At 36.7% G+C, this 25,553-nt stretch carries 19 protein-coding genes; 4 read left to right on the top strand and 15 right to left on the bottom strand.

All coding sequences use genetic code 11. The features are described 5' to 3' along the window. Positions 1–67 precede the first annotated feature (67 nt). Complete coding sequence (gene xseA, locus H5119_RS05895; RefSeq protein ID WP_182701567.1) at positions 68–1,399, top strand: exodeoxyribonuclease VII large subunit; 1,332 nt, start codon at positions 68–70, stop codon at positions 1,397–1,399. A 218-nt stretch (positions 1,400–1,617) separates the two neighbouring features. On the opposite strand, the gene cysE is transcribed toward xseA, so the two are convergent. Together cysE and H5119_RS05885 are read right to left on the bottom strand one after the other, a co-directional pair. After that, positions 1,618–2,436 (bottom strand): serine O-acetyltransferase, encoded by an 819-nt coding sequence (cysE, locus tag H5119_RS05890; protein ID WP_138585698.1) that lies wholly within the window; start codon positions 2,434–2,436, stop codon positions 1,618–1,620. Between the two features lie 339 nt (positions 2,437–2,775). Beyond that, positions 2,776–5,658 carry a pitrilysin family protein gene (locus H5119_RS05885; protein ID WP_182701566.1) on the bottom strand — a complete coding sequence of 961 codons (2,883 nt, stop codon included), beginning with the start codon at positions 5,656–5,658 and terminating at the stop codon, positions 2,776–2,778. Positions 5,659–5,908: 250 nt separating this feature from the next. Between H5119_RS05885 and H5119_RS05880 the strand changes: the two genes are divergently transcribed. Beyond that, positions 5,909–6,865 carry a methylenetetrahydrofolate reductase gene (locus tag H5119_RS05880; protein WP_182701565.1) on the top strand — a complete coding sequence of 319 codons (957 nt, stop codon included), beginning with the start codon at positions 5,909–5,911 and terminating at the stop codon, positions 6,863–6,865. 179 nt (positions 6,866–7,044) lie between these two features. On the opposite strand, the gene H5119_RS05875 is transcribed toward H5119_RS05880, so the two are convergent. The 6 genes from H5119_RS05875 to H5119_RS05850 all read right to left on the bottom strand — a co-directional run bounded on the left by H5119_RS05875 (position 7,045) and on the right by H5119_RS05850 (position 14,577). Continuing rightward, on the bottom strand, positions 7,045–8,778 hold the full coding sequence (locus H5119_RS05875; RefSeq protein WP_182701564.1) for a response regulator: 1,734 nt from the start codon (positions 8,776–8,778) through the stop codon (positions 7,045–7,047). Between the two features lie 2 nt (positions 8,779–8,780). Then, a complete protein-coding gene (locus H5119_RS05870) occupies positions 8,781–9,320 on the bottom strand; it encodes a heme NO-binding domain-containing protein (RefSeq protein WP_182197592.1) in 540 nt (179 codons plus the stop codon). Between the two features lie 211 nt (positions 9,321–9,531). Next, positions 9,532–10,503, bottom strand: a complete 972-nt coding sequence (locus H5119_RS05865; protein WP_182701563.1) for a sensor domain-containing diguanylate cyclase — start codon at positions 10,501–10,503, stop codon at positions 9,532–9,534. A 58-nt stretch (positions 10,504–10,561) separates the two neighbouring features. Further along, positions 10,562–11,809, bottom strand: a complete 1,248-nt coding sequence (locus tag H5119_RS05860) for a DEAD/DEAH box helicase (RefSeq protein WP_182701562.1) — start codon at positions 11,807–11,809, stop codon at positions 10,562–10,564. Between the two features lie 122 nt (positions 11,810–11,931). After that, positions 11,932–12,633, bottom strand: a complete 702-nt coding sequence (locus H5119_RS05855; protein ID WP_077535786.1) for a DUF3581 domain-containing protein — start codon at positions 12,631–12,633, stop codon at positions 11,932–11,934. Positions 12,634–13,146: 513 nt separating this feature from the next. Further along, on the bottom strand, positions 13,147–14,577 hold the full coding sequence (locus tag H5119_RS05850; RefSeq protein WP_182701561.1) for a serine hydrolase: 1,431 nt from the start codon (positions 14,575–14,577) through the stop codon (positions 13,147–13,149). A 159-nt stretch (positions 14,578–14,736) separates the two neighbouring features. Here H5119_RS05850 and H5119_RS05845 point away from each other — a divergent pair, with 159 nt between their 5' ends. Both H5119_RS05845 and H5119_RS05840 read left to right on the top strand, forming a co-directional pair. Then, positions 14,737–16,803, top strand: coding sequence for a winged helix-turn-helix domain-containing protein (locus H5119_RS05845; RefSeq protein ID WP_182701560.1), 2,067 nt, complete (start codon positions 14,737–14,739; stop codon positions 16,801–16,803). Positions 16,804–17,015: 212 nt separating this feature from the next. Next, positions 17,016–18,836 (top strand): winged helix-turn-helix domain-containing protein, encoded by a 1,821-nt coding sequence (locus tag H5119_RS05840; RefSeq protein WP_182701559.1) that lies wholly within the window; start codon positions 17,016–17,018, stop codon positions 18,834–18,836. A gap of 73 nt (positions 18,837–18,909) precedes the next feature. Here H5119_RS05840 and H5119_RS05835 read toward each other — a convergent pair whose 3' ends face one another. The 7 genes from H5119_RS05835 to H5119_RS05805 all read right to left on the bottom strand — a co-directional run bounded on the left by H5119_RS05835 (position 18,910) and on the right by H5119_RS05805 (position 25,406). Then, positions 18,910–20,574 (bottom strand): SUMF1/EgtB/PvdO family nonheme iron enzyme, encoded by a 1,665-nt coding sequence (locus tag H5119_RS05835; protein ID WP_182701558.1) that lies wholly within the window; start codon positions 20,572–20,574, stop codon positions 18,910–18,912. A gap of 651 nt (positions 20,575–21,225) precedes the next feature. Next, on the bottom strand, positions 21,226–21,453 hold the full coding sequence (locus H5119_RS05830) for a DUF350 domain-containing protein (protein WP_182701557.1): 228 nt from the start codon (positions 21,451–21,453) through the stop codon (positions 21,226–21,228). 2 nt (positions 21,454–21,455) lie between these two features. After that, positions 21,456–22,535, bottom strand: a complete 1,080-nt coding sequence (locus H5119_RS05825; protein ID WP_182701556.1) for a hypothetical protein — start codon at positions 22,533–22,535, stop codon at positions 21,456–21,458. A gap of 697 nt (positions 22,536–23,232) precedes the next feature. Next, positions 23,233–23,319, bottom strand: a complete 87-nt coding sequence (locus H5119_RS20430) for a transposase (protein ID WP_259400089.1) — start codon at positions 23,317–23,319, stop codon at positions 23,233–23,235. Between the two features lie 265 nt (positions 23,320–23,584). Beyond that, a complete protein-coding gene (locus tag H5119_RS05815; RefSeq protein WP_182197577.1) occupies positions 23,585–23,821 on the bottom strand; it encodes a hypothetical protein in 237 nt (78 codons plus the stop codon). Positions 23,822–23,940: 119 nt separating this feature from the next. Continuing rightward, entirely contained in the window at positions 23,941–24,444 is a 504-nt protein-coding gene (locus H5119_RS05810) for a hypothetical protein (protein ID WP_182197576.1), read from the bottom strand. Positions 24,445–25,088: 644 nt separating this feature from the next. Further along, entirely contained in the window at positions 25,089–25,406 is a 318-nt protein-coding gene (locus H5119_RS05805) for an antibiotic biosynthesis monooxygenase (protein ID WP_182701555.1), read from the bottom strand. Positions 25,407–25,553 lie beyond the last annotated feature (147 nt).

Genomic DNA, 25,553 nt, shown 5'->3' with positions numbered 1-25,553 from the left:
ATTTCGCAAATATTTATGATAAACTTATCTTATAACTTGCCTCATAAATAATTTTAGGTTGTTTTTTATGTTTTCGAAGCCTTCGCAGACGGTTTACACCGTTTCACGCCTTAATAGAGAAATTCGCACATTACTTGAGCAAGGCTTTGCCTCATTAGTATTAACAGGTGAAATTTCTAATTTCATTACCCCAGCATCCGGCCATTGGTATTTTTCGTTAAAAGACGACAAAGCGCAAATTAAAGCCGCAATGTGGCGCGGGAACAACCGCAACCAAAGCTACCGCCCTGCAAATGGCGCACAAGTTACAGTAAAAGCGCGTGTATCGCTTTATGAACCTCGCGGTGACTACCAGCTTATTGTTGAGCACATGGAACCCGCAGGCGAAGGTCAGCTAAAACAAGAATTTGATGCGCTTAAAATGCGCTTAGCCGCCGAAGGGTTATTTAGCTCTGCTCACAAGCAGCCATTACCGCAAAATATTAATCGTATTGGTGTTATTACCTCAGCAACCGGCGCTGCGATAAAAGATATTTTAACGGTACTTAAACGCCGCGCGCCGCAATTAGAAGTCATTATTTACCCTGCGATGGTGCAAGGCAAGGAAGCACACCTGCATTTAATTAAGCAAATAGAATTAGCCAATGCCCGTGATGAAGTAGACGTACTTATTTTAGGACGCGGCGGCGGATCACTTGAAGATTTATGGTGTTTTAACCACGAACAACTTGCCCGTGCTATTTATCAAAGCGATTTACCAATTATAAGCGCCGTGGGTCATGAAATTGACACTACTATTAGTGACTACGTGGCCGATATGCGTGCGGCTACTCCATCGGCTGCTGCTGAGTTGGTAAGTCCTAACACGCAAGAGCTACACAACAAAGTTACGCAACTCATTAACCGTTTAAACAATGCCTTTAAACACGATATTGCTGATAAGCGCGCGCTTGCTACACATCTACAGCATCGCCTCAACCTATGCCACCCACGTAATCAGCTTAATCAAAAATCACAACGTTTGGATGAGCTAAGCATTGCACTGCAACAAGCTATGCAACATCGTTTATACCAGCAAGAACGCACACTCAATAACTTAACGCCACGTTTAATGCGCCAATCACCTGATAAAAAACTCGCTTCAGCAGGTCATCAACTTTCGCAATTACAAGCTAGGCTAAACCAAGCTATACAGCATCAGTTACAGCAGGCGAATAATAGCTTAGCACTGCAAGCAAGCAGGTTAGATTCGGTAAGTCCGCTTAATGTTTTAGCTCGCGGTTATAGCATCACTAAAACACAACAAGGCAAAGTGGTTAAATCTGTGGGTCAAATTAAAACAGGCGATGTTTTAATTACAGAGCTGGCGGATGGCGTAATAAAATCAACAGCGTCGTAAAACGTTCACTTAATTGCTGGTGTTACTTCTTTACTTTTTGGATGCAGAGCATAAGGTTTTTGCTGCTTTGCATTACTTTGCTATAACTTAGTTGGCTCTGAATCACTTGAAGCTAAATTAAAGTAGCCCCAAGTTAAACCTACACCCGCAATAAAGCCAATTCCTAGCACCAACAAGCTATTGTTGTTCATTTTAATTCCTTTTATTTTTACTTTTGCTTATAACATTGAGCTAGTGTGTGATTCATTTTCAGGTTCTGGATTTGCTAAAAAGTTTTGATTCATACTTTGCGCTGGGCACTCACAATCCGGTCGACCAATAATTTTAGCGGGTACGCCAACAGCCGTGGTATGTGGTGGAACATTGCTTAGCACAACAGAGCCTGCACCAATTCGTGCGCCCTCACCTACTTCAATATTACCAAGCACTTTAGCGCCGGCGCCAATTAATACACCCGCTCTAATTTTAGGGTGACGATCGCCCTGCTCATTACCCGTACCGCCAAGCGTTACTGATTGAAGTATTGATACGTTATCTTCAATTACCGCTGTTTCACCAATAACAATCCCAGTTGCATGGTCAAACATAATGCCTTTACCTACTTTACATGCTGGGTGAATGTCGACCCCAAATACTTCAGATGTACGGCTTTGAATAAAACGCGCTAACTCTTTACGGTTTTGTTGCCATAAGCAGTTAGCTAAGCGGTGCGCTTGAATAGCATGAAAACCCTTAAGATTTAATATAACCGTAAGGTAGGTTTCGGCAGCGGGATCCCTGTCTTTCACCGCCTTAATATCCTCTGCAACAAACGAGAGCATTCGGTCACACTTTACAAACGATTGATCAAACAACTCGCGAATAGTAAATGCAGATACCACCGCATCGGCCAATTTATTAGCAACAATAAAGCTTAATGCCGAACCTAAGCAATCATGATTCAAAATGCATGAATACACATGACTCGCTAATAGTGGTTCTCGTTTTACTACATCGTTCGCTTCACCGCGAAGCTGTTGCCAAATTGCATGACGCATAATACTGCACTGCCTTAAGTTGATATAAAATAGCCTTTTCCCAAGTCTAACGGATTTAAAGCCTAAGGTGTTAATCCCTTAGTTATTTGTTCTAGTTATTAGGTATAACCGTTTATTAAGTTTCATTATTAGATAACCTGAACTGTGGATAATAAATCTATTTCAAGCAGCTATTTTCAGCGCTAACTGCGTTGAATTTACTTGTGATAGCCCGCTATTGACGCGTAAATTCGCCTTGTTTTCACTGAAAATCTCTCAACCAGAGTTCAGGTTAAATAATAAAAAGCCCCAATACTTTAAGCATTGAGGCTTTTTTCTAACATTTAAAAACCGCTTAGATTATTGAAATACTTTATCGACTTTCATCACTTCAATATTTTTTGCAGGAATTGCTAATTTGTAATCAGCAATTACTTCATCCTCAGCAACTAGCTCAGCCGGTTTATTGGTATTGTAGACCATTGGTGAGGTTTGCTCAGACGCTAAACGTTTTTGCATATCAGCGCCGTCACCAGTAATAAACACATATTGAACATTGTCTGTTTGTAAGTTGTCTTTAATAACGCGGTTTACATCAGCAACGCTTAGCGTTTTAAGTTTGTTAGTTACGTAACTTACAAAGCTATCTGTATTGTAAAATTCGCTATCAAGTGCGTAACCTAATTGGCGGTTTTGACTTGCCACCATTTGCGGCACAAAGTTAATTAAAAAGTTACGCGTTGCTTCAAAGTCCTCTTCGCTCATACCATTTTTAATTAGCTTATCTAGCTCAAACAAGGCGGTACGTGTTGCAAAGTGCGCATCGTTATTAGAGCGAAGTGGGCGTAACCACACTTGAAATATTTGCTCAGAGCGCCCTAGGTTTGCATCAGGCTTGGTTTGAAACATACCACGTGGAAAGTATTCAATGTATGCGTAATCGCCGTAGTTCATGCCGCGAGTTTCACGAATGCGCTCATATAAAAAGCTGTTAGAACTACGGTGCTCACCAAAGTACGAACGCACAAGCCATAATGCAGTCCAGTCTTCACTGCTTCTAATCGTATCAATAGGGAAACCAAACGATACCGCAGTCGATTGCGCCGACTTTTCTACTATTGTTGCATGATGACCTTTGAGCGCTGGTGCATCAGGAATACTTAAACGGCTTTGCTCACCCTTTGGTAGCGTTGCAAAGTCGCTCATCATTTTAGCTTTAAGGTTTGCAGGCACAGCCCCAATTAAACCAACCGTGAGTTTAGATTGCGTAAGCTCGCTGTTATAAAACGCTTTAACATCATTCAGCGTCAACGCTTCTAAATCCGAAATATCACCATAGTTGTAGCTTTCGTAAGGGTGATTTTTGTAAATCGCACTGTATAGCACTTCTTTACCTAGCTCTTCATCGTTAGAGGCTTTTAAACCTGACTTAATACCGTCGATCATTTCTTTTTTAAGGCGCTTAAAGTCATCATCTCTAAAGCCTGGGTTTAGTAATTGATCGCTCACAAGTGAATACCACTGCGGTGCATTATCTTTATGGATACGCCCTTGGAACGACAACATTTCTTTATCTATTTGATAACCAAAGCTACCCGCAAGCGGATAAAGTGCTTTTTGGATATCTTTATAGCTTGTCGCCTGCGAGCCACCTTGTGCAAGCATAGCCGCAGTGAGCGCAGCAACACCTTTTTTGCCTTGTGGGTCGGCAGCAGCACCGGTATTGAATAAAAAGTTAACATCAATTAATGGCGAGCTATTGGTTTTATCAAGCACTTTAAATACAGGCGCCGCAGGTGTTTGTTCAAGCTTTGCAGTAAGCGCATTTAAATCAACTTCTTGCTCAAACCCTGGGGCTTTATCAAGTGCCGACATCGTTAATGTGGTACGGGCGTTATCGGTAAAGTATTTATTAGCAACGGCTTTAATATCTGCGCTGGTAATGTTATCTGATGATTTATACAGCTGGTTTATAACCTCTGGATCGCGCTCAAAATGCATGTAACTGGCAAGGGTTGATGCAATTGCTTGCGATGAGTCTAAACCATTAATAAAGCTGTATTTAAGGTTTGATTTTAAATCGCTCAGCTTTTGGCTATCTACAAGCTCAGTGCGTGCTTTTGCATAAGTTCGGTTAATTGCATCGCGTGCAGTGGCTAAATCATCTGCGTTTTCTACTTTAACAAATACGTGTAATAAACCCGGATCTTTAGTTTCTGGGTTATAGGTAAACATTTGGCTGGCAATTTGTTTGTCGACTACTAACTCTTGATATAAATCTGAATTACTAGAAAAATAAAGCTGTGAGATTAAATCAAGCGCCGCTCTGTCTTTTTTAGCAGGCTCCCACGCAGCGCCTTTGTACGATACAAGCAACCAATGCCCTGGTAGCGCTTTATCTTGCTGGTGCAAATATTTTGGTGCTTGTTGAACAGGCTCTGCTTTAATGTCAGCAACATAGTTACCTTTTTTCCAGCTTCCCCAATGCTTTTTAACCATTGCCATTGTAGCTTGTGGGTCTACATCGCCCACAATAACAAGTGACACATACTCAGGCTTATAAAACTTAGCAAAAAATTCTTTCCCGTACGCCATTTGATCTGGCATGGCTTCTATGTCTTTAAAAAAGCCCATAGTGGTGTGTTTATACGTGTGCTTATCAAACGCTTCTTCGCGTACAGCGCTTAATAATTTACGAATTGGGCTCGCATTGTTTTTTAAGTACTCACCTTTTACCGTTTGTGCTTCGGTTCTAAATTGCTCTTCGGTGTAGGTTAAGTTTTGAAAAATATCAGCTTCAAGCTCAAGTACTTTATCAAGGTGCTGCTTTGAAAAATTTAAATGGTAGTTTGTAAAATCGTTCGTTGTATATGCGCGGTTATCAACACCTGAATTTTTTAATATGTCTGAGTACACATCTTCTGGGTATTTTTGTGAGCCTTTAAACATCATGTGTTCAAAAAAGTGAGCAAAGCCTGTTTTGCCTTCTTCAACTTCGTTACGCGATCCAACCGATACCGGAATTTGCAGCGACACGACATCAGGGTAATCGGTTTTAACAACCATGACACGTAAGCCGTTCTCTAGCTCTTCAATTAAATAGTCTTGCGAAAAAACACGGTCATCAGCTTTATTTACTTGTTCTTGTTGTGCTGTTGTTTGCGTGCTTTGGTTTTGTTGCATGGCGCAACCCGTTAACGCCAGCGATACCGCTAAGCTGGTTGCTAATAATTTAAATTTCATTGTTGTCCCTTTTTAAATTGAGCAAATTTGTTGTCAGATTTAACTCTTTAATTATGCCCCAAAGCCAATAAATATAAGAGTCCCAAGGGGATTTATTATGTAAACAACTGTGTCAATTATAAATTATGGGAACAAGCACTATGAATAAACATCATGTTAGTTGAAAAACTTTCACTAAATAAATCTATCTAGACGTCTAAATGGCTGCTATATTGAATCCATCAGAATAAACTTAGCTGGAATGAGGATTATGGCTTTATCACTAAAAGAGAAAATAGAAGACACCAACCAAGGTGTTTATCTTATTGGTACTACCCCGCCTAAAATTGACACCGATAAAGCGCAATTGAAAATCATTGCAGAAAAGCTATTAGGTCGCTTACACGAAATTGAATACGACGGCGTAATAATTTACGACATTCAAGACGAAAGCAGCCGAACTAATCAAGCCCGTCCATTTGCGTTTAAACAAACTGTTGATCCGCGTGAATACAGCCATTTACTACGTAATTTATCTGCACAAGATGTGATTACTTATAAAAGTGTGGCACAGCGTGGCGTAGGCGAATTTAAGGATTGGCTAAGTGAAACTAAAAACGACTACGATTTACAAAATGTTGTTTTAGTAGGTAGCCCATCATCGATAGGCGATATAAAGCTAAGCTTGCCAGATGCGTATAAAGCGATGGCTGAGCAATCAGATGATTTCTTTTTAGGTGGCGTTACTATTGCTGAACGCCATTCAAGTAAACGAAATGAGCACGAACGATTAATAGAAAAAACAGCACAAGGTTGTCAGTTTTTTATATCGCAAGCTGTTTACGACGCACAAGCCACTATAGAGCTAATTACTAGCTACGCACGTACGTGTAAAGCACAGGGTATTATACCTCAACGTATTATATTAACGTTTACCCCGTGCGGCGGCGAAAAAACCTTAGAGTTTATGCAATGGTTGGGTATCTCAGTGCCAGAGGCAACTAAATGGCGCATGCTTGATGCAGACAATACATTAAGCGAATCAGTCCGTATTTGCCGCGAAAATCTCGACTTAATACTTAAAAGCTGTGCGCATTTAGATGTACCGCTGGGCTTAAATATTGAAAGCTTAACAAACCGTAAAGAAGAAATTGACGCGTCAATTAACTTATATCGTTTATTAAAGGCAATAATGGAATTAAACCTAGCCGAAAAGCAAATAGCTTAGGGCTGTTGATTTTTCAGGATTAGAATCAGTTCAATCTAGAAGGGGCTAAAAAGGTAGCGCGCTTGGCAGTTATGCATCGTTATCGCCTGCTTATGGGGAACAACCATTCGACACAGGCTATGTTTTTTCTAAAACAAACATATAACTGCTTGAGATAGATTTATGATCCTGAGCTCAGCTTATACACGTACCCATTTTGCAATCACTTCAAACATACTTTCGACTGCAATAGGTTTTGAAATATAACCATTCATGCCACTAGTTTGTGCTTTTAAAAGATCTGCTTCCATAGTATTTGCAGTCATCGCAATAATAGGTAAATCTTTAAATTTCGACTGTTTTTTTATTTCTATAGCTGCCGTATATCCATCCATTCTAGGCATTTGGCAATCCATTAACACACCATGGTAAGCTTTATGCTTTAGCGCTTCGAGTGCTTCAATACCATCAGCGGCTATATCAACTAACAAGCCATTTGAACGAAGAATTTGTGACGCAACTTGCTGGTTAAGTGGATTATCTTCGACTAATAAAATATGTGCGCCTTGTAATTTTTTTAGTGACGCATTCGTTGCAGGTTTGGTTTGTACTGTCGATTTTTTTAGCGGTTGTTTATGCAAAACCTGTAAAAGTAAGTTATAAACATTACTTTTTATAATCGGCTTTATAAGAATTCTATAGGTATTTTCAGTAAACCCATGCAAGCTTTCATTAAGATCCTGGTTTTCGTATGGCGCAATAATAATGAGTTTTTTTGCATTTATTTTTAGCTTATTTCGTAGTGACTCAGCGGTATCTACGTGTTTAAGCTTTAAAATTCGCCAATCTATAAAAATAAAGTCATAAGTTGATGAGTTAGTCAGCGTATCTAAAGCTTCACCTGCATTGTTAACTACACTTATATTAACTTTAAAACTGTTCAGTAACCTCTGCAATGAACATAATTTACTATCCGTACTCTCAATAATGAGTGCACATTTATTTTGTAATAACGCTAAATCAAAACTTGCCTGTTTAGTTGCGTTACCTAATGGTATTTGAAAAGTAAAACAGCTCCCTTTTTTAATTTCACTTTTTACAGTAATTTCACCTTGCATTAGTTCAACGAGCGTTTTACTAATAACTAAACCTAAACCTGTACCTCCAAATTTACGCGTTGTTGATACATCAGCTTGGGTAAAAGGTGTAAATAATGATTCAACTTGTGGCGGGGTCATCCCTATGCCGTTGTCGGTTACCGAAAAAACAACGTGAGTGCATTTGCTACTTTTACTAATTAAATTAATAGCTAATGTAACAGTCCCGCGCATTGAGAATTTAAGCGCATTGTTGAGTAAATTTAAAATGACCTGATTTAATCTTAAGGCGTCACCAGTAAAATAATCTGGCAACTTAGGATCAACATCAAATATCACTTCAATGTTTCTTTCACAGGCTAAGCCGCTAATTAAATTAACAAGGTTTTCTAGAAAATGATTAAAGTTAAATTGTTTATTTTCAAGTTCTAACTTGCCCGCTTCTACCTTTGAAAAATCCAAAATATCGTTAATGATCCCCAGTAAAGACTGAGCCGAATAATGGATTTTCTCAACGTAGTCTCGCTGTTTTTCAGATAATTGCGTATCAAGGGCAAGGTAAGCCATACCAATAATTGCATTCATAGGAGTACGAATTTCGTGGCTCATGTTCGCTAAAAAGCCAGATTTAGCTTGATTTGCAGAGTCAGCTTCTTGCTTTGCTAGTATGAGATCATGTGTTCTACTGGCTACCTCTCGTTCTAAATTTTCAGCAGCATTTTTAAGTACTTCGTTTGCTTCATAGAGTTGTAGCGATTTTTGCTCTAATAATTTTTCAGCTTCTTTGCGTGCAAGCCGCTCTCTCTCAAACCGTCTTTGTAAAAGTGCTACATCCATACTTAATCTACCAACGTTAAATTAAAAGTAGCTACTTGATGATTTTCACTGATATCACTGTTTACGTGTATATTTTCACCAAAATGATTAGCAGCCCCTTCAATTAATCCCTCAGCTAAAAGCGCAAATGGATTACTTGAGTGATAAAACATTTGCATTTTAGTACTGCTCAAACGCTTAGTTTGAAAGCTTGGTAAATCGGCATCACGATATAACTTTTTAACCTCAACATGCACATGCCTGTCGATGGTATCTAAAAAATCAAATGTTGTAGTTAGGTCTTGAAAAAACTGGGGGTAGTAAATTAAAAAATGGCTTAAAAGGTATTTTCCATATTCTTTAAGCAGTACGCCAACTGGCAGGTTCACGCATTCACTAAGTGATGTGATTAGCTTTATAAGCTCTTGTTTATCGTAATTACCAACACTCGTATAAGCACCTTTAGAGTCGAGATCATTTTGCTCTATTATTTGGTCGGCCACTTCTACAGAAAAGTGACTTTCAACCATTTCTAAAAATTCAGTGAAAATAATACCTTTCATCAAACTACCTTTTTATTAGCGATGAATTAAGTATAGTTTTAAACTGTAAAAGTTCACGTTTATAAGTCCTACTACTAAGGCGTATTAGTCGAGGGGCGAGCTATGCAAGCTAAAGAGTTAAGTAACTACTTATGCTATATACTTACATTTACTCAATCAACAAAGAGTCTGCTTTTAATAAAAAACACACTCCAACTGCCTTCGTTTTTCATTACTTATCTCGTTTTTTGCTAAGTTTATTTTTATACATTGCTTGATCAGCACTATTAAGTAAGGTTTCAAACGATTGTTTTTTGGATTCGGTAAAACTATAACCAATGCTTAGCGATAAATCACAAATGCCGCTTTTAACCAATGCTTTTGAATATTCAATCGAAATTTTATTAGTAATACCGTTGAGTTTATTTTTATCATTTACCTGCATTACAGCAACAAATTCATCGCCACCTAAACGACCAACTATATCGGCATCTCGTAAATGTGCCTTTAATGTAGCTGCCAATATAATTAATGCTTTGTCACCCACTTCATGTCCGCATGCGTCGTTTAATTTTTTAAAATCGTTTATATCAATAAATAAACAACATACATCAAAACCTAGCCGAAAAGCTAAGCTTAGCTTTTGTTGAGCTAACAAATTAAGAGCACGGCGGTTATAGATATTAGTTAAGTCATCCAGCATGGCTACTTCGCGCATTTGTTCAAAGCTATTTATAAGTGCTAAATCGTCTTCAATTAAGTCACGTAGCTGCTCTATCAGTTCAAAATATTTATCGGTATAGCTTGTTTTTTTAGTATCTTTTAAACATAACGTGCCAAATACTTCACCTTGTGGCCAATGAATAGGTAGACCTAAGTAGGATTCAACACCGTCTTCAGCAACTTCTGGTAGAGTGTTCCACGCTTCGTTTTGACTTGCAGCGTTGACGTAAACAATATTATTACTTTGGACTACGTATTTACAAAAAAGAGGGGTATGAGGAGAAAGTATAGGGTTAGTCTCAAAATGAGAGCCGCCTTCATTACTTTTTATTACAACACGATAGCCTTTACTTGTTGCCTGAACTATATAACCAGACGGGGCTGAAAAAAGCCCCGTGATAAGATCGATTATTTTTTGCCATTTGTGTAATGATATTTTGCCATCAACACCTGAAAATGCCCATTGATCAGTTTCAAACATTACGTTACCTCGGCTATGTATTAGCTCCAGTATAGGCAAAAAAGTAAAGGAAAAGCTATTATTTACGGCGTCTACTTGGCTCTCTTTTTCCTGTAATACGTTTTTTATCGCGATCTTTTCGCGACTTATTGGTATTTTTACGATTATCTTTTGGCTTTTTATTTGGATCAGGCTCATAGCCTTCTAACCACTGTGGAGTTAAACGCGTATCGAGTAGCACTTCAATTTCTTCTAGCAACCATTGCTCATCAAGACTTACCAGTGACATAGCAAGGCCTTGTTCGCCCGCTCGACCGGTACGACCAATACGATGCACGTAGTCTTCTGCTATGTATGGTAGCTCAAAGTTAATGACGTATCTAAGTGTAGAAATATCTAAACCACGTGCCGCTACATCAGTAGCAACAAGTACACGAGTAGCGCCTTCTTTAAAGTTTTGTAGTGCGCGGTCACGTGCGCCTTGCGACTTGTCACCATGTATTGATTCGGTTTTTAAACCGTCTTTACACATTTCCTTAGCGAGTTGGTCGGCCATTTGTTTTGTGCGAGTAAAAATAAGCACTTGGCGCCAGTTTTTCATGCCAATCATGTGCGATACAAGTTCGCGCTTACGGTCTTCATCTACAGCGTAAATAACTTGCTCTACTTCAACTGCGGCTGAGTTGCGCTTATCAACTTCAATTAGTTCTGGATTTTTAAGTAATTTTTTACTCAGTTCAAACACGCTGTCATCAAACGTAGCTGAAAAAAGTAAAGTTTGGCGATCGCCCGGAATATGACGCAATATACGTCTAATTTCATCAATAAAGCCCATATCAAGCATACGGTCTGCTTCATCAAATACGAGCGAATCTACACTTGAAAGTACGACGCTACCTTTAACTATATGATCGAGCAGACGCCCTGGTGTGGCCACAATAACTTGCGCTGCTTTAAGCGCTTTTATTTGTGGGCCAATACTTACGCCACCATACGCCAAAGCACCATTAATGTTAGTGCCTTGTGCGTACTTTTCAAAGCTGGCAAATACTTGCTGAGCAAGCTCTCGCGTTGGCGTTAAAATTACAACGCGGGCAAGTCCTAACTCATCTTTTTTGGGGGAATTTAAAAGCTTATGTAGCAAGGGTAAAACAAACGCGGCGGTTTTACCTGTGCCTGTTTGCGCACTGCCCATTACATCACTTCCCGCTAAAATAGGCGGAATAGTTTTAATCTGAATTGCGGTAGGTTGAGTGTAATTATTTTGCTCAATCGCTGTTAATAATAACGGGTCGAGATTAAGTGATGAGAATGTAGTGACAGACATAGGCTTAGCTTTAAAATAACAAAGAGCGCTATTGTACGCATATTAACGCACTGCGTAAATTAACCAATAAAAAAGGCGTTAAATACAGCTGTATTTAACGCCTACTATAATTTGCTTTAATTTTAAGCTGGTTTTAGCGTTGTTTTTCGTTCGTTGTAAAATGCAATTAAATCGTCAACCGTTGCTTGGCAGTATTCGCGTATACCCGAAACCACCATATGCTTTTCACCACACCCTACTTTAACGCCGTTTTCTAACAGGTTAAAACGTAGTGTAATTTTTCCGCGCTTACCTGCGTACTCAAAACTTGGCTCTGCAAACTCAAGTACTGGCGCTGTAATATCAAGATTATCAAGATTAATAAGCATTGATTCGTAAATGATCATCGGACGTGCAGGGTTAATCATTACCTCTTGCTTGCCCATTAACGGAATAATCACATGCGGAAAGGTAGTACCCGAAAACTCAACATAGTTTTTTATTAGGCTATTAGTCAATGTTGGGCATTGGCTGGTTTTACCTTTGCGCTTTACCTTTAAAATAACTTTTTCGCCATTGGTTACATCAAACTCATCTGCTCCCTCAGGAAAATGTAGTTTGGTGTTTTCATCAACCATACCGGCAAAGGTAAATTCCATTTGTTCACTAATACCATAGCGATCTAGTACCAATGAAAAAAGTAAGTCTCCTGGCGCGCAAAACTTTTTGGCATCTTTGTCATGAAGTGGATTAAAATCATCAGCTACGCATTTAGCGAATCGACAACCCTGCTCACGAGAGATAGAAACGTAATCAGCGTGCTGCTGAAAAAAAGGACTTAACATAGTGTGTTCACTGCTTAAACTGCTTATAACCTGCCCATACTACCAGAAAAAAAATATTGAGAGGTCGAATCTGTTCAATTATACCAATCTGCTTATATATGGGGTCTATTTAACGTTAAGAAAATTACGCTAGAACTAGGCAAAAATTTTTGTATCTAGTTGTTCTAAATAAAAAATGTTTAACGACGTTATAGTGCAATTTAATTCGTTAAATTGATCAAAAATTTATGCAGTTTGGTATTAGTTAATAACCCTAGCTATATTCAACTTTTAAAACACTGCGTTTAATAGATCACTTTTAGTGATTTGTTGCCTATTTGAATAAACATTAACTAGACCAACCGGGCTCAATTACTATTCAATTAATTTGATAATCGCCTTGCTATCAATCAGGGTCAATCGAGTAATGCCTAACGATTGTGCGAAAAATATAAAAATAGGCACCTGCTAATATTTAAAAAGGGATTGGAGAAAAGACCAATCCCGCCAACTTATTTCCTTAGAACGTATTTATTACAAACGCTCTATCAATTGATCTACTTTTGCCACAACAGGCCATGCTGAAGATTGAAAGTTACCTAATACCACTAAAATGTAGCCTTTGTCTTGATACATATTTAGTCTGGCTGTCATACCTAAATGAGCACCATTATGACCCACTATTTTGTTATTATCAGCGCCTCTCACTGAAAACCCATATCCCCAGTTTTCTGCACCAAGTTCGGGCTTCGAAGTAAGAGCTTCTTGGGAAAGTTTACGACTAATTAAAGTTCCATTTTGCATTGCTAAAGCGAACTTATGTAAATCGCCTACAGTAGAATACCCACCTCCAGCGGGACCCCCTTTAACTGATTGAAACATTAAGTTTTCAGTAATTTCTCCAGTTTCAACTGAAAACCAATAGTTACGCGCAGTGTTCCTAATAGGCACATCCAAATCAAAACTACCACTATGTTGCATATTAGCTTTCTGATAGATGTTTTTATCAATGTATGTAAAATAACTTTCCTTAGTAACAGATTCAATCACCTGACCAAGTAATAACATACCTGTATTACTATATCGCCATTGAGAGCCTGGTTTAAACGTTGTTTTAATGGAGCTGTATAAGTGTTGAATATCTTCAAGTGAACGTACTTTATGCTGTATTTCGTCAAACCCAGCTATATTACTAATACCTGATGTATGACTCAGTAAGTGGTGAATATGGATTTTATCAAAGTCTCCGTTACCTAACAGCGTTTTATCAATGAACTTAGTAATCGGATCATCAAGCAATACTTTTCCTGCTTCAACAAGTTGCAAAATAGCGACGCTAGTAAACATCTTATTCATCGAACCTATTTGAAATTTAGTATCTAAATTATTTTTAACGTCATAGCGTCGAGAGGCTAAGCCATGCGCTTTAGTAAATAAAACTTTGTTACCTTTGGCAAGCAGTATTGTTCCTGAAAAAATGCCATTTTTAGCAAGTAGATTGCTATAATTTTTTACCTCATTAACTAATTGTGGCTCAGTTAAAGAAATCATATCAAGGCTTTTGGGGGTTTCTCCAACAAACCAGCCCGTAACGGCTTGTTCTTCGTTAAAATCGATAACCATTTCGTACTGCATGTCGGTATTTTTTGAATGCACTTTACTAATGTGCTGTATACGGTTATTGGAAGTATCAAGCTCTGTTGAAAGTAGGCTTAATGATCCATGAAAAAGTGCTACGTTCATCGAATAACCAACATAACGATCTTTTCCTGTATTATCCCAACGAGAAAGTGCATCAGGCGAGAAGTTTTTTACAATAAAATCTTCGACCTGTTTTAAATCTTTGCTGTTTAAAACAGATATAAACTCATTAGCTAGCTTATTGTAGTTTAGCTTATCTGCTGCAAGCGCTTGATTGCAGATAATTGTTATTAAAAATAATAGTGTTACTAAATATCGCTTCATTATGTATTCCTTTTGTAATTTATTTATTAATATGGCGCTGACCTTTCGATTCCTTTTTAACGGTTGTTACCAAGAGAAAGCGATGAATTAGTAATTAAGAAAACGTTAAGAAAAGCTTAAGGGATATATATCTATTAATAACAGTGGGATGGGAAAGGTTTGAGCGTAAACGAACTACCAAATAAATTTTATATTGATGATTTTTTAATTAATATCAAAACCGGTGAGGTTATATATGAAGAAAAATCTCAGGTAATTGAACCAAAAGTAATGGCGCTTTTGAAGGCGTTGGCACAAAACCCCAAAAGAGTTATTGCAGCTGAAACGCTTTTTGAAATTGTTTGGCCTCAAGCAATTTACAGTCCAAACTCAGTTCGTAGAAATATAGCCTTGTTAAGGCAAGCGTTATCTGATGATGACAAACGCATTATCAAAACACATCCTAAACGAGGCTACAGCCTAGACTCCGAAGTTCGCTTTCCAGAAAAAAAAGCAAATGCATTATCAAAAAAAAGCCCCCTTATAAAGTATTTAAAATTATCTTTACTCCTCATTCCTGTTTTCATCCTAATTAGCGTGTTTTTTAGTTTATCAGATACAAGTAAACAGGTTTCTTTGTTAAACCTAAAACCAATAACTGCAAGCAATGAACAAGAGCGCTATATGCAAATCAGTCCTGATGGACGATTTATGGCGTATATTCAAAATACCAATCAACCAAACAAGAGAAAAATATTAATTAAAGATCTAGTAACTGGCTCAAGCTGGCCCTTAAAGGATACTTTAAACGCATATACCTACCTTGCATGGGATTCTCACAAAAATGCCTTGGTGTATTCATGCCAAGATGAGAAAGGTATTTCATTTAATCGCTTGCTACTCGACGCACAATTAAAAGTAGTAAGTGAAGAGCTACTTTTTTCGCGTAGCGATATAACTTGGAATAGTTTATTTTTTATAGATAAGCGCCAACAACTTTATTATTTGGCTAATCAAAATAGTTCGGAGCATAGCCGAAACGTTAGTTTATATCGGCATAATTTGGAGTCAGGACAAACTGAAAAATTACTTAAACCAAATGACTACTTTAAACCTTATAAACTTGCTTTGTCTCCGACTCAAACACAATTAGCGTTAGTCGGTTTTAATAAACAAGCATTATCAGAAGTAAAGTTGTTAAACTTAGATAGTAATGATGTTGTCTCAATCGGACAAATAGATCATAACTGGTACTTCTTAACTTGGTTTGAAAACAATAAATCTTTATTACTTAGTAATGGCAGTGAATTAAAGCAACTCTCATTAAATGGTGACCTCACAACGCTTAACTACAAAAGCTATAACTTTTTAGTTTATCCGCAAATTATTAAAGATAAAATGTACTTTATTGAAGCCAAGTCAGATCAAGACATTTTACTAAGTAAATTAAAACAGCTTTCACCTCCCCAAAAAATAATAAACTCAAATACAATTGATAAAGCTGCAGCGCTTTCACCGGATGAAAAACACATAGCCTATGTATCAATAAAAAATGGCTATCCTCAGGTTTTTGCCAAACATATTGAGACAGGCAAAGAACGAATATTATTCGAAAATTCAAAGCAAGAATTTGCTTTAACCAAACCAGTTTGGCACTGGTCAGGAAAGCGTATGGCGAGCAGTGTAAATAACAAACCGTTTATTATTGAGTTGGAGTCAAACCGATTCTCGATAAAATGGTTAAACATGATTATTGGTGAGCCTATAGTTTGGTACAACAAATCTGACGCTATATTGTATGTTGATAAAAAAACTCACAATGATGAACTAGTAAAGTTTAATCTTACAACTGATGAAAGAACGACATTAAAAATAAAACGAGCGCATGATACATTCTTTTTAAACCATAAAGACGAACTACTGAGCTTTGTAAAAGGTCAAGTTATACGCCATGATTCAGATAACACTTTACTCAAAAGCCCCTATTTATTTACTCAAATATATCCCGAAAAAAATGGTTTTTATTATCAATACACACAAAATGGCAAGCCATTAATAAACTATTACGATTACGAGTTAGGTGTACAAAATTTAAGTAGTAAAACCGAAGAGTTTTGTGCGAAATTTTGTGATCAAATAACCGCAGTAAGTGACAATATAATCTTACTCAAAAGCAAACATAAATCGGCAGACATTTTGGTTTTAGATATTACTTCAAAAAGCACAAAAGTGAGGGGGAGTTTATAGTTTCATAGCAACCAATCCTCAATCGGGGATTGCGTTGCCCTCGCCCACTGGACTCATAATTATTTGCGACAAGCATAGATTGCCCCCTTTAGCTGCACAGGATACAGGGCCATAGTATTTTTAATATATGATTAACAAACTTATACTCTTTATCAGCTAATAAGTTAAGATGAGTGAAATAAATAACCAAATGATCCATTTTTATAAAAACAATGCGTTATAAATTTAATAATTTTGAATTTGATAGTACAAGCTGTGTACTAAAAAAAAATGGTAATGACTTAGCCATTCGACACAATGAAGCCAAAGTACTAAAACTATTATTAGAGCATTCGAATCATGTCTTTAGTAAAGAAGATATTTTATCTCATGTCTGGAAAAATAAAGTTGTATCGGAACAAGCCGTTTTTCAAAGTATTAGCAATCTAAGGAGGCTGTTGGGTAACCACGCAATTAAAACCTTTTCAAAACGAGGTTATCAGTGGCAACTCCAAATTGATTCTAAACATTCTGATGTTGAGGCACACTGCAACATCAGTCAAAATAAACCACTGCAGCATGCAAATACTTTATCAAAACCAAAAAGCCGAAACCATTGGATAACCATTGCACTTACCGGTATTGCCCTTCTTGTATTTACTATCATTAATAACAATACTGACCAACCTCAAACAGATGAGAGCTCAGTTATTAATATTTCTTATATAGCAATAAGCAATCAACGAGGGACGGAAACCTTTAAGCTCAATGATACTGAACTCTTTAGCTTTACCGAATTACCTCAGCTAAATACGGCGCATTTTCAGGTTTCAGCGGAGTTTGAATACCCACTTTTAGCAAAAGAACACCCATTGATTTTATCTGGCACTATTCGCACACATCATAATTTGACATATATTGATTTTATATTAAAAGGCCCATTTGCAGATTGGCAAGGGCAATTATCTGGAGTAAGTCAACAAGCCGCTTTAAATCAGTTACAACAACATTTACAGCAGCCAGTTATTTTAAAATTGCTTAATAAAGCCCAAACACTCGAACTCAAGCAAGCAAATTTATCCATTGCTCATCAGCAAGCGCCACATGATCTCATTATCCTTGGTCATCTAGCTAATACTTATATAATGATGGGGGAACTTGATAAAGCGATGGTGATGGCAAATAAACTAGAAAAAATAGCTATTTCACAAAATAAGACACACCATGTAGGCAATGCTTTGCTCTTTCAAAGTGAGGTATTAATCCGTAAAGAGCTATTTGATTTAAGTAAATATAAGCTCAGTAATGCTATTAAGCAGTTTCAAAGTATTAATGATTTACACAGACAAGCAGACGCGTGGTTTACGCAATCTTGGATAGACCATAACCAAGACAATTACCAAGCAATTAAACAAAGCCTACTTAATTCAGTGCAATTAGCTTTTGATGCACAAGATAAACGACGAGAGCTAAGCGCCTTAACTTACCTATCTGTATTAGCCCATAAGCATCAGCAAGAGGATGATAAATACCTTTATTTACAACAAGCAGAAAATAAAATGAAGGCCTATCAAATACCTAACTATCACTTTGCTATAGTGCCGTATCACTATGCCATTTTTGCTAAAAGCCTACAAGATAAAGAGCCTCATTTAAAACAAGTACTAGAGCTTGCAACGTTAACACCTGATTTTTGGGCTGCACAAAGCAGTCGTCAGCAATTGATGGAATATTATATAAATCAAAATAATCTGGCAGAAGCACAAAATCTTATTAATGATATTACTACGGATAATGCCAAGAACTCCTACTTAAAAACATTGTTAGCTCAAGCACTGAAAAATGATGATGCATTTACAACTCATGCACAGCGTACTTTTGAGCAAGCTGAGTTGGCGGGTGATCTTTATCTCAGCTTAGATATGGCGTTACTAGTTTGTAGCTCCCAAAGTATGCAAGATAATTATGATTTTTATTCTCAATATATTGATAAAAAAGGGACTGACTACTGGCGACGTAATAATGAAAAAAAACTGTTAGCATTAAATTTATAATGTTATCCAAAACTGGATTTAAAATAGTAAGAGACAGCAATATCACTGCCTCTTATTTTGTACTTTACAGAAACTAATTTGGGTTAAAGCTTACCCAATTTAATTTCCAGTTTTTATCAAGTGATTTTAGGGTCAGCTTATTTTCACCTTGTTTCAGATAAAAATAAGTGGATCCTCTTTGTGTTTGCCATTTTTTATAACCACCTGTACTCGTTATTTTTTCTACTGCTAATTCCTTACCATTGATTACAACTGCAAAACCTTTTGTATCTCTAGGAGCCGCTACACGGTAGCTAAGGTTATAATTTCCTGAGTGTGCGACTTTAAGCTGATAGCTTATTATCGCATTATCACTAATTCCCTCCCCTCCAGTTAAATTAAATTTGCCATCAATATCAGAGGTTCTTCCGATGCTAGCGTTACTAAACTTAATGGCAGATTCTGCTTCCACTCTGCCAGGTGCATGCACCCATGATGTCGGCGTTTTTACGACATTACTGTAATCACCTTGTTGATTATGCCTTACCGCAACAACAGTATATTCATATTGATGGTTATCTATATTGGCATCTTTAAATGTAGTTTCAATTATATTTGCAGCTAATAGTTTAAACACGCCGCCAGTAGCTGCATTTCTATAGATTCGATAACTTTCAATATCACTTTGGGAACTTTTATCCCACTTTAAGGTAATAATACCCGCTTCTTTATCTAGTTTTAAGTTTGTTACAGTGGCAGGGTAAGGTAAAACAGCATCACGTCTTAATTGTTCGCTGCGTTGAGCTGTTTTGAGTGCTTTGATAAATTTTACAGTATTGCTAGATATAGCTGGAGCAGCTCCATCTAGTGCAATTCGAAACCCCTCTACTGCCCCTACAAAGTCCTCACCCACGACGCCCCTCTGGCTTACGGGAAAAGTATTCCAATGCCAACTACCTCCTCGTGCTACCCTGTGTTTACAATCATTATCTATCCAAGCCTGACCACCATTGTGCGCGTTTTTATAATTATCTTTATAACAATCAGTAATGAACTCAACCACATTACTAACGATATCGTGTAATCCAAAGGGATTAGGTTTGTACATTCCAACGATACTTGCATAAGCCGCGTGATCAACACAGTTCGATTTGCCATTAAAAAAATTGACATAACTCGTACTCGAGTCCCGTTGTAAAATATTCTCACCGGTTAAGTCGGCGGTGTTTTCGTATTCACAAACTAAGGCTTGTTCAAGATCGTCACCAAAGTAATACTTACTAGTTGTACCAGCCTTCGCCGCATATTCCCACTCTGCTTCACTCGGCAAACGATAAGGACGGCCAGTTTTTTTTGCTAACCACTGAGTATACGCGTTGGCTGCGAGCCAACCAATGCAATTTACTGGTTGAAAATCACTGGTATTGAGGGAGTTGTTCTCCCATGAACCATTGGTTTCTCCATAATTAAACCAACCATTTAACTGATGAATGCACTTGGTTGGCATTTCATAATCAGTTTCTTCAACAAACTGTCGAAACTCTCTTACGGTTACTTCATATTTCCCTAAACTAAACTCAGTTAGTGTCACTTTATGAATAGGTTGAGCATCTTCTTCTTCGGTGTTACCCATTTGAAAACTACCAGCAGGAATAGTTACCATAATGGGTTCAATTAGCTCACTGGCATTTTGATTAGCATAAAGCACAGCGCTATTTACTGATAAAAATAGGGGGATTATTAGTTTGTTTAGTTTCATTTACCTTTCCTTCTTAATGAAAGTGCCATCATGAAAAAATAAGTAAAATAAATCTTATGAAAAACCTAAACACTGATAAAAATAGAAAAAATATAGATAAACAAACCCTAATCACAAACAACCTGACACAAAAAAGCCGAGCTTATTTTACTAAGCTCGGCTTTTAATACCTTTAAAAACTGACTATTGAGCCGTTATTATTAAATATTATACATTTGGGTATTCGCGGTATGCGCGCTCTATATTTTTATCCTGTTTTTTAGAAAGACCTAAATGAGCAAGTGCTACACGTAAACGAGTTAGAGTGGGTGTCTAGTTTAATTGCAATTAGATCACAGCGAACGGATGGATTCAAGGTTGAAAAGCAATCAATTCGAAACAGTAAGATATGTTCCTGAAAAGAGTAATTCTACAGCCTCAATGTCCCATTAATGGGGTTTTAATAATTGGCTAAATGTGAAGTAAGCGGAGCCTAGATAACTATTCAAAGTCCTGCTGAATAGCTTAGATGTAATTCATATCATGCAAACTATTTCACTATTTTCGTAATTGCCGGAATTAACTATCCCTGTAAAGTGATAGACAATATAGTAAGCATAAGTGTTAGTAATTTCAGATTTATGCTAGCTTATATTAAGTTCGGCAGATATTTTATGTCATCGCGGCAGAAACAACTATGCCGATAAACAATAAAATCATTGATTGAAAAATTGCTACTGCGATGTTCCCTTTTCTGATTTCTTCAATAAAATCAATTTGTTTAAAAATCACTTTATCAATAATAACCAATGCAATTACACTAACAAATAAACTGATCACGGCGTAACCTAAGTTAATTAGCATAAATATGGTGTTTTGTTCTATTGACGTTATTTCCATTATTAATCCTTTATTTTATTTACAACAAATGGTGTTTCGGGTAGTTCATTCCAGCCTATTGACCAAGCTGTTAATGGTGAAATAGAAGCATATTTCAATTCTTTACTGTAATAATTCATAACATCTGTTACTGCATAGTTCTTCGCACCTTCAATGTTATATAAATCAGCAGCTCCAAATAAGTGAAGTATTTCATGCGACTGTGTTTGTGTTGTTGCCCAACTGCTTGCAGAATTATTCATTTTTTCAGTTAGCATCACATATTCAAATTTACAATTACTGTTTGTAGTTTTAGGACAAGAAGCAGCATATGAACGTGCTTGAGCATTACTATGAAATACCATTGCTACTGCGTCATCTGGGTTTTCACGTCGCATACTATCAACAAAATCATGGAGAGAACGATAACCCAATTGGTTAGCTAATAATTTCGACGCATAATCAAAAAACTCTCTTTTTCTGATCCATTCTCTGCCAAGACCTTTAGGACTCCGTAAAAAAAAATAACGTGTATTAAAGGTTAATCCATCAATGTCATAATTTTTAGCTTGTTGTTTATACCAAGTAATAACTTGTTTTAAATTATTAGAATTCGTTATTCTGGCTTTATTTGACCACTTACTCCAACGATTATCATCAAGGTAAAAATAAGCAATTGTCACTTTGTTGTTTAGGGATTTAGCAATACCTGTATTACGTGCATCTCGATAAGTTTTACGGAGTTTTCGCTCTGCTTGATTCTTTTCAATTAAATTTGTTAGATAAATTATCTTTTGTTGATATTTGTTATTTTGTTGATTTATTACTTTTGCTTTTTTTAATGAGTCTATAGCGAAATGAAAGTGATATTGATCAGTATGTATTTGTGCTTGTGTTTCATATATCCATATTAAAGTTTGCTGGTTCAATTTTTCATTTTGCTTAATTAAAGCTTCTAATTTAATTAATGCCTCATTATATCTATTTTGAGATAAATCAGCATTTAATAGTTTGAAATCATCAATAAATTCATCTGGGATATGAGATAAGTTTGATGAGTTATTACCAATAACACTTAAAGCGAAAACTAGCAGTATAAGCAATAAAGTAAAGAATAGTTTGATTGCTGAAATGTATTTCTCCTAAAGAGGTAAATCTAGTAAGGCTTATATTATTTGTTAGTAGCACACTCACTGCTCCTTAAAATATGTACATGTATAATAAAACTCCGAAACTCCCTTTAAAAAAATAATGAATGGAGCTGAACAGGTAAATAATAAAAAGCTAACTAATGATTCTGAGTTTTTCGCATCATAAAACCATGCTACTACACATAGAACAATAGGTGTTATTAGTGCAATTAAGGTTGCTTTCAGTCTTTTCAGTTCATTTTCTTTTATGACGTTAAAAGGTACATCTTTATAAATATTTTTTTCTGCATCGTAACGTTCATCACTACTAAAAAAAGATTTAAAAGGAATCTTGAAAGGTAGTTCTGCTTCATAAGCATAGTAAAACCAATATACGAAGCACGGTGAAAACATTATTAGAAATTTCAAAACAGCATAAACTCCCGGTGCTACTAACGAGCCTGTAGATTAACTCGTTTTTTTATTTGTTTTTATTGATAAACAAACCATAGCTGAGTTCCTATTTTGGTTCAATTGATTACTGTGTTTTTACGCAGAATATTAAAAAGTGTTTAGTGTGGGTTTTAGTCGCGTTTTGGAAGGAGTTACGGGTGTTTCAGTGGCTTTATTTTGGCTTAAAAGGGATTGCTTCTCTTTAATGCATCGCGTTTTACAGTTTTTCTATATTATGAACTACGCAATACAGTTGCCATTGCGTATTCACTTTCGTTTGACCTCGTAAGGTCAATTTATTCATGCCCTTGTTGCCGGTAATATTGCGCTTTTTATTTAAAGGAAAGCAAGCTCTATACAGCCAAGTTGTTTGCCATTCTTTAATAAACAGCTGTTGTCGTCCTATTTGGACGTCTATTTTAATTTCCATCTTGTCTACATTACTCAGCTCTTTACGTGATGCATTATTTATAACAACGCACTCTTCATACTGTTTTTGTTGACTTTTTTCGTAACAATTAGGATGGGTATCATTCTAATTATTTTGCTGTCCACCTCAGGGCGTGTTGTTAGGTGTTTTTATCACTTTTGTCTGGAATATCATTGCACAAAGCACACTCTACACCTTTACGTGATTGATATAATCTTGAACATATAAACACTGTTGTTGTAATCAAAGACCAAGTACAAGCAAAAATTAATGCTTCTTGAACTGAATGCTGTTTAAGCAACTCAACTATAAAAAGTAAGGCTGCTACTCCAAGAAATACTTTTAATGCTCTAACGAACCAAAACTTAAATCCCATTTGAACTCCAAACCTGAGAAACACCTAACGCCGCAATATGGGGCGCACAAATGCATGGCAGAACTTAGCGACGAAGGAGCGCAAGCTATGCACTTTGCGTCCTTGCCATTATTGACTTGTTAGTGTTCTGATGTTCCGAATTTAAAACGAACAAACAACTCTACTATTGCGATGACAAAAAAAACACTACCAATAATCACTGGATCTTTAGAAAATATTACAGCAGGAGATGAAAACAAATATAAGAACCAAAATACGTTCATAAATTTGGGAACCTGTTCAATACTTTTCACTTTGAAATAAAGCCCGATCTCTTTCTGTTTAGATTCTCTTAAAAAATAGGCCTTTGTAAATCTATAAACTCCGTACCATAAAGGAATAAGAATAAAAGTAACTGGTGAGAAAAAGTTAAATTTACTTGGCTCAACATACTCTTGTGGCCAGTAACTATTTACTTTATCCATAACACCAAAATGCATCAAAGTAAGCCATGTAATGAAACAAAAGAAAAATGCCAAAGGGAAATTCAACTGCTTCAACGCCAAGCGATATGGATTTTCTTCTGGTGTATAATGCTTAGCTCGTATGAATGAGCACAAAAACGCGAAATCTAAACTCTTCATTTTAAGAACACTAACGAGCCTGTAGATTAACTCGTTTTTTATTTATTTTTATTGATGAATTAACCATAGCTGAGTTCCTATTTTGGTTCAATCTATTACTGTATTTTATCCAGAATATAAAGTGAGAGTTTGGTGTTGTTTTGATTGGCGTTTTGGAAGGGATTACGGGTGTTTGAGTGGCTTTTATTTAGGGTAAAATGGCTTATCCTTCTTAATGCATCGTGTTTTGCAGCTTTTCTATATTATGAACAAGGCAATACAGTTGCCGCAGCGTAAACTAAAGGCATTCACTTTCATTTGACCCCGTAAGGTCAATTTATTCATGCCTTTATTCACTGTAATATTCCGCTTTTTATTTAAAGGAAAGCAGGCTCAAAACAGTCGAGTCGTTTGCCATTCTTTAATAAACAGCTGTCGCCGCCCTATTGTGCTGTCTATTTTTACTTTCACCTTGTCTACATTACTCAGCTTTTTACGTGATTCATTATTTATAACAACGCACTCTTCATACTGTTTTTGTTGACTTTTTTTGTAACAATTAGGATGGGTGTCATTCTAATTCTTGAAAAGTAAGGGATCACCGCTGTTAAAATTTGCGGTGGAAAGTGAGCTTTAGCGCTTGCTGTCCACCTCAGGGCGTGTTGTTATATGCCGTAATCTCGTTCTACTTTTGAAATACGAACTTTGAAAGATTCGTACCAAAATTTACGTCCAGTTTTTTGAGCTTCTAAGTGCTCTGAGTTAGCTTTCCAATTTTTAATTGAATCGAGATCTGCCCAATAAGAAACTGTTATACCAACATCTTCTCTTGCTGATTCCACTCCCAAAAAACCTGGCTGTTGTTCTGCTAATTCAACCATTCTATTTGCCATCTTCCCGTACCCATTATCACCTTCCGTGCGTGTGGAAGTGAAAATTACAGCAAAGTATGGAGGTTTTGGTGTATCTGCGATAACTGACAATGTAACTCCTAGGCACATAACAAGCCTGTAGATTAACTCGTTTTTTTATTTATTTTTATTGATAAACAAACCATAGCTGAGTTCCTATTTTGGTTCAATCGATTACTGTATTTTATGCAGAATATAAAGTGGGAGTTTGGTGTTGTT

Source organism: Pseudoalteromonas sp. SG45-5, from assembly GCF_014164085.1.
Lineage (GTDB): Bacteria > Pseudomonadota > Gammaproteobacteria > Enterobacterales > Alteromonadaceae > Pseudoalteromonas > Pseudoalteromonas aliena.
Note: the sequence above shows the minus strand (reverse complement) of the source record. Positions and strands in the feature narration are given on the sequence as shown.

What these genes read in the sequence shown, in the direction of transcription:
- H5119_RS05850 (WP_182701561.1), bottom strand. Translation starts at nt 14,577, where the DNA reads ATGAAGCGATATTTAGTAACACTATTATTTTTAATAACAATTATCTGC.
- H5119_RS05875 (WP_182701564.1), bottom strand. Translation starts at nt 8,778, where the DNA reads ATGGATGTAGCACTTTTACAAAGACGGTTTGAGAGAGAGCGGCTTGCA.
- H5119_RS05880 (WP_182701565.1), top strand. Translation starts at nt 5,909, where the DNA reads ATGGCTTTATCACTAAAAGAGAAAATAGAAGACACCAACCAAGGTGTT.
- H5119_RS05870 (WP_182197592.1), bottom strand. Translation starts at nt 9,320, where the DNA reads ATGAAAGGTATTATTTTCACTGAATTTTTAGAAATGGTTGAAAGTCAC.
- H5119_RS20430 (WP_259400089.1), bottom strand. Translation starts at nt 23,319, where the DNA reads ATGAATAAATTGACCTTACGAGGTCAAACGAAAGTGAATACGCAATGG.
- H5119_RS05840 (WP_182701559.1), top strand. Translation starts at nt 17,016, where the DNA reads ATGCGTTATAAATTTAATAATTTTGAATTTGATAGTACAAGCTGTGTA.
- H5119_RS05835 (WP_182701558.1), bottom strand. Translation starts at nt 20,574, where the DNA reads ATGAAACTAAACAAACTAATAATCCCCCTATTTTTATCAGTAAATAGC.
- H5119_RS05855 (WP_077535786.1), bottom strand. Translation starts at nt 12,633, where the DNA reads ATGTTAAGTCCTTTTTTTCAGCAGCACGCTGATTACGTTTCTATCTCT.
- H5119_RS05830 (WP_182701557.1), bottom strand. Translation starts at nt 21,453, where the DNA reads ATGGAAATAACGTCAATAGAACAAAACACCATATTTATGCTAATTAAC.
- xseA (WP_182701567.1), top strand. Translation starts at nt 68, where the DNA reads ATGTTTTCGAAGCCTTCGCAGACGGTTTACACCGTTTCACGCCTTAAT.
- cysE (WP_138585698.1), bottom strand. Translation starts at nt 2,436, where the DNA reads ATGCGTCATGCAATTTGGCAACAGCTTCGCGGTGAAGCGAACGATGTA.
- H5119_RS05865 (WP_182701563.1), bottom strand. Translation starts at nt 10,503, where the DNA reads ATGTTTGAAACTGATCAATGGGCATTTTCAGGTGTTGATGGCAAAATA.
- H5119_RS05810 (WP_182197576.1), bottom strand. Translation starts at nt 24,444, where the DNA reads ATGAAGAGTTTAGATTTCGCGTTTTTGTGCTCATTCATACGAGCTAAG.
- H5119_RS05815 (WP_182197577.1), bottom strand. Translation starts at nt 23,821, where the DNA reads ATGGGATTTAAGTTTTGGTTCGTTAGAGCATTAAAAGTATTTCTTGGA.
- H5119_RS05860 (WP_182701562.1), bottom strand. Translation starts at nt 11,809, where the DNA reads ATGTCTGTCACTACATTCTCATCACTTAATCTCGACCCGTTATTATTA.
- H5119_RS05885 (WP_182701566.1), bottom strand. Translation starts at nt 5,658, where the DNA reads ATGAAATTTAAATTATTAGCAACCAGCTTAGCGGTATCGCTGGCGTTA.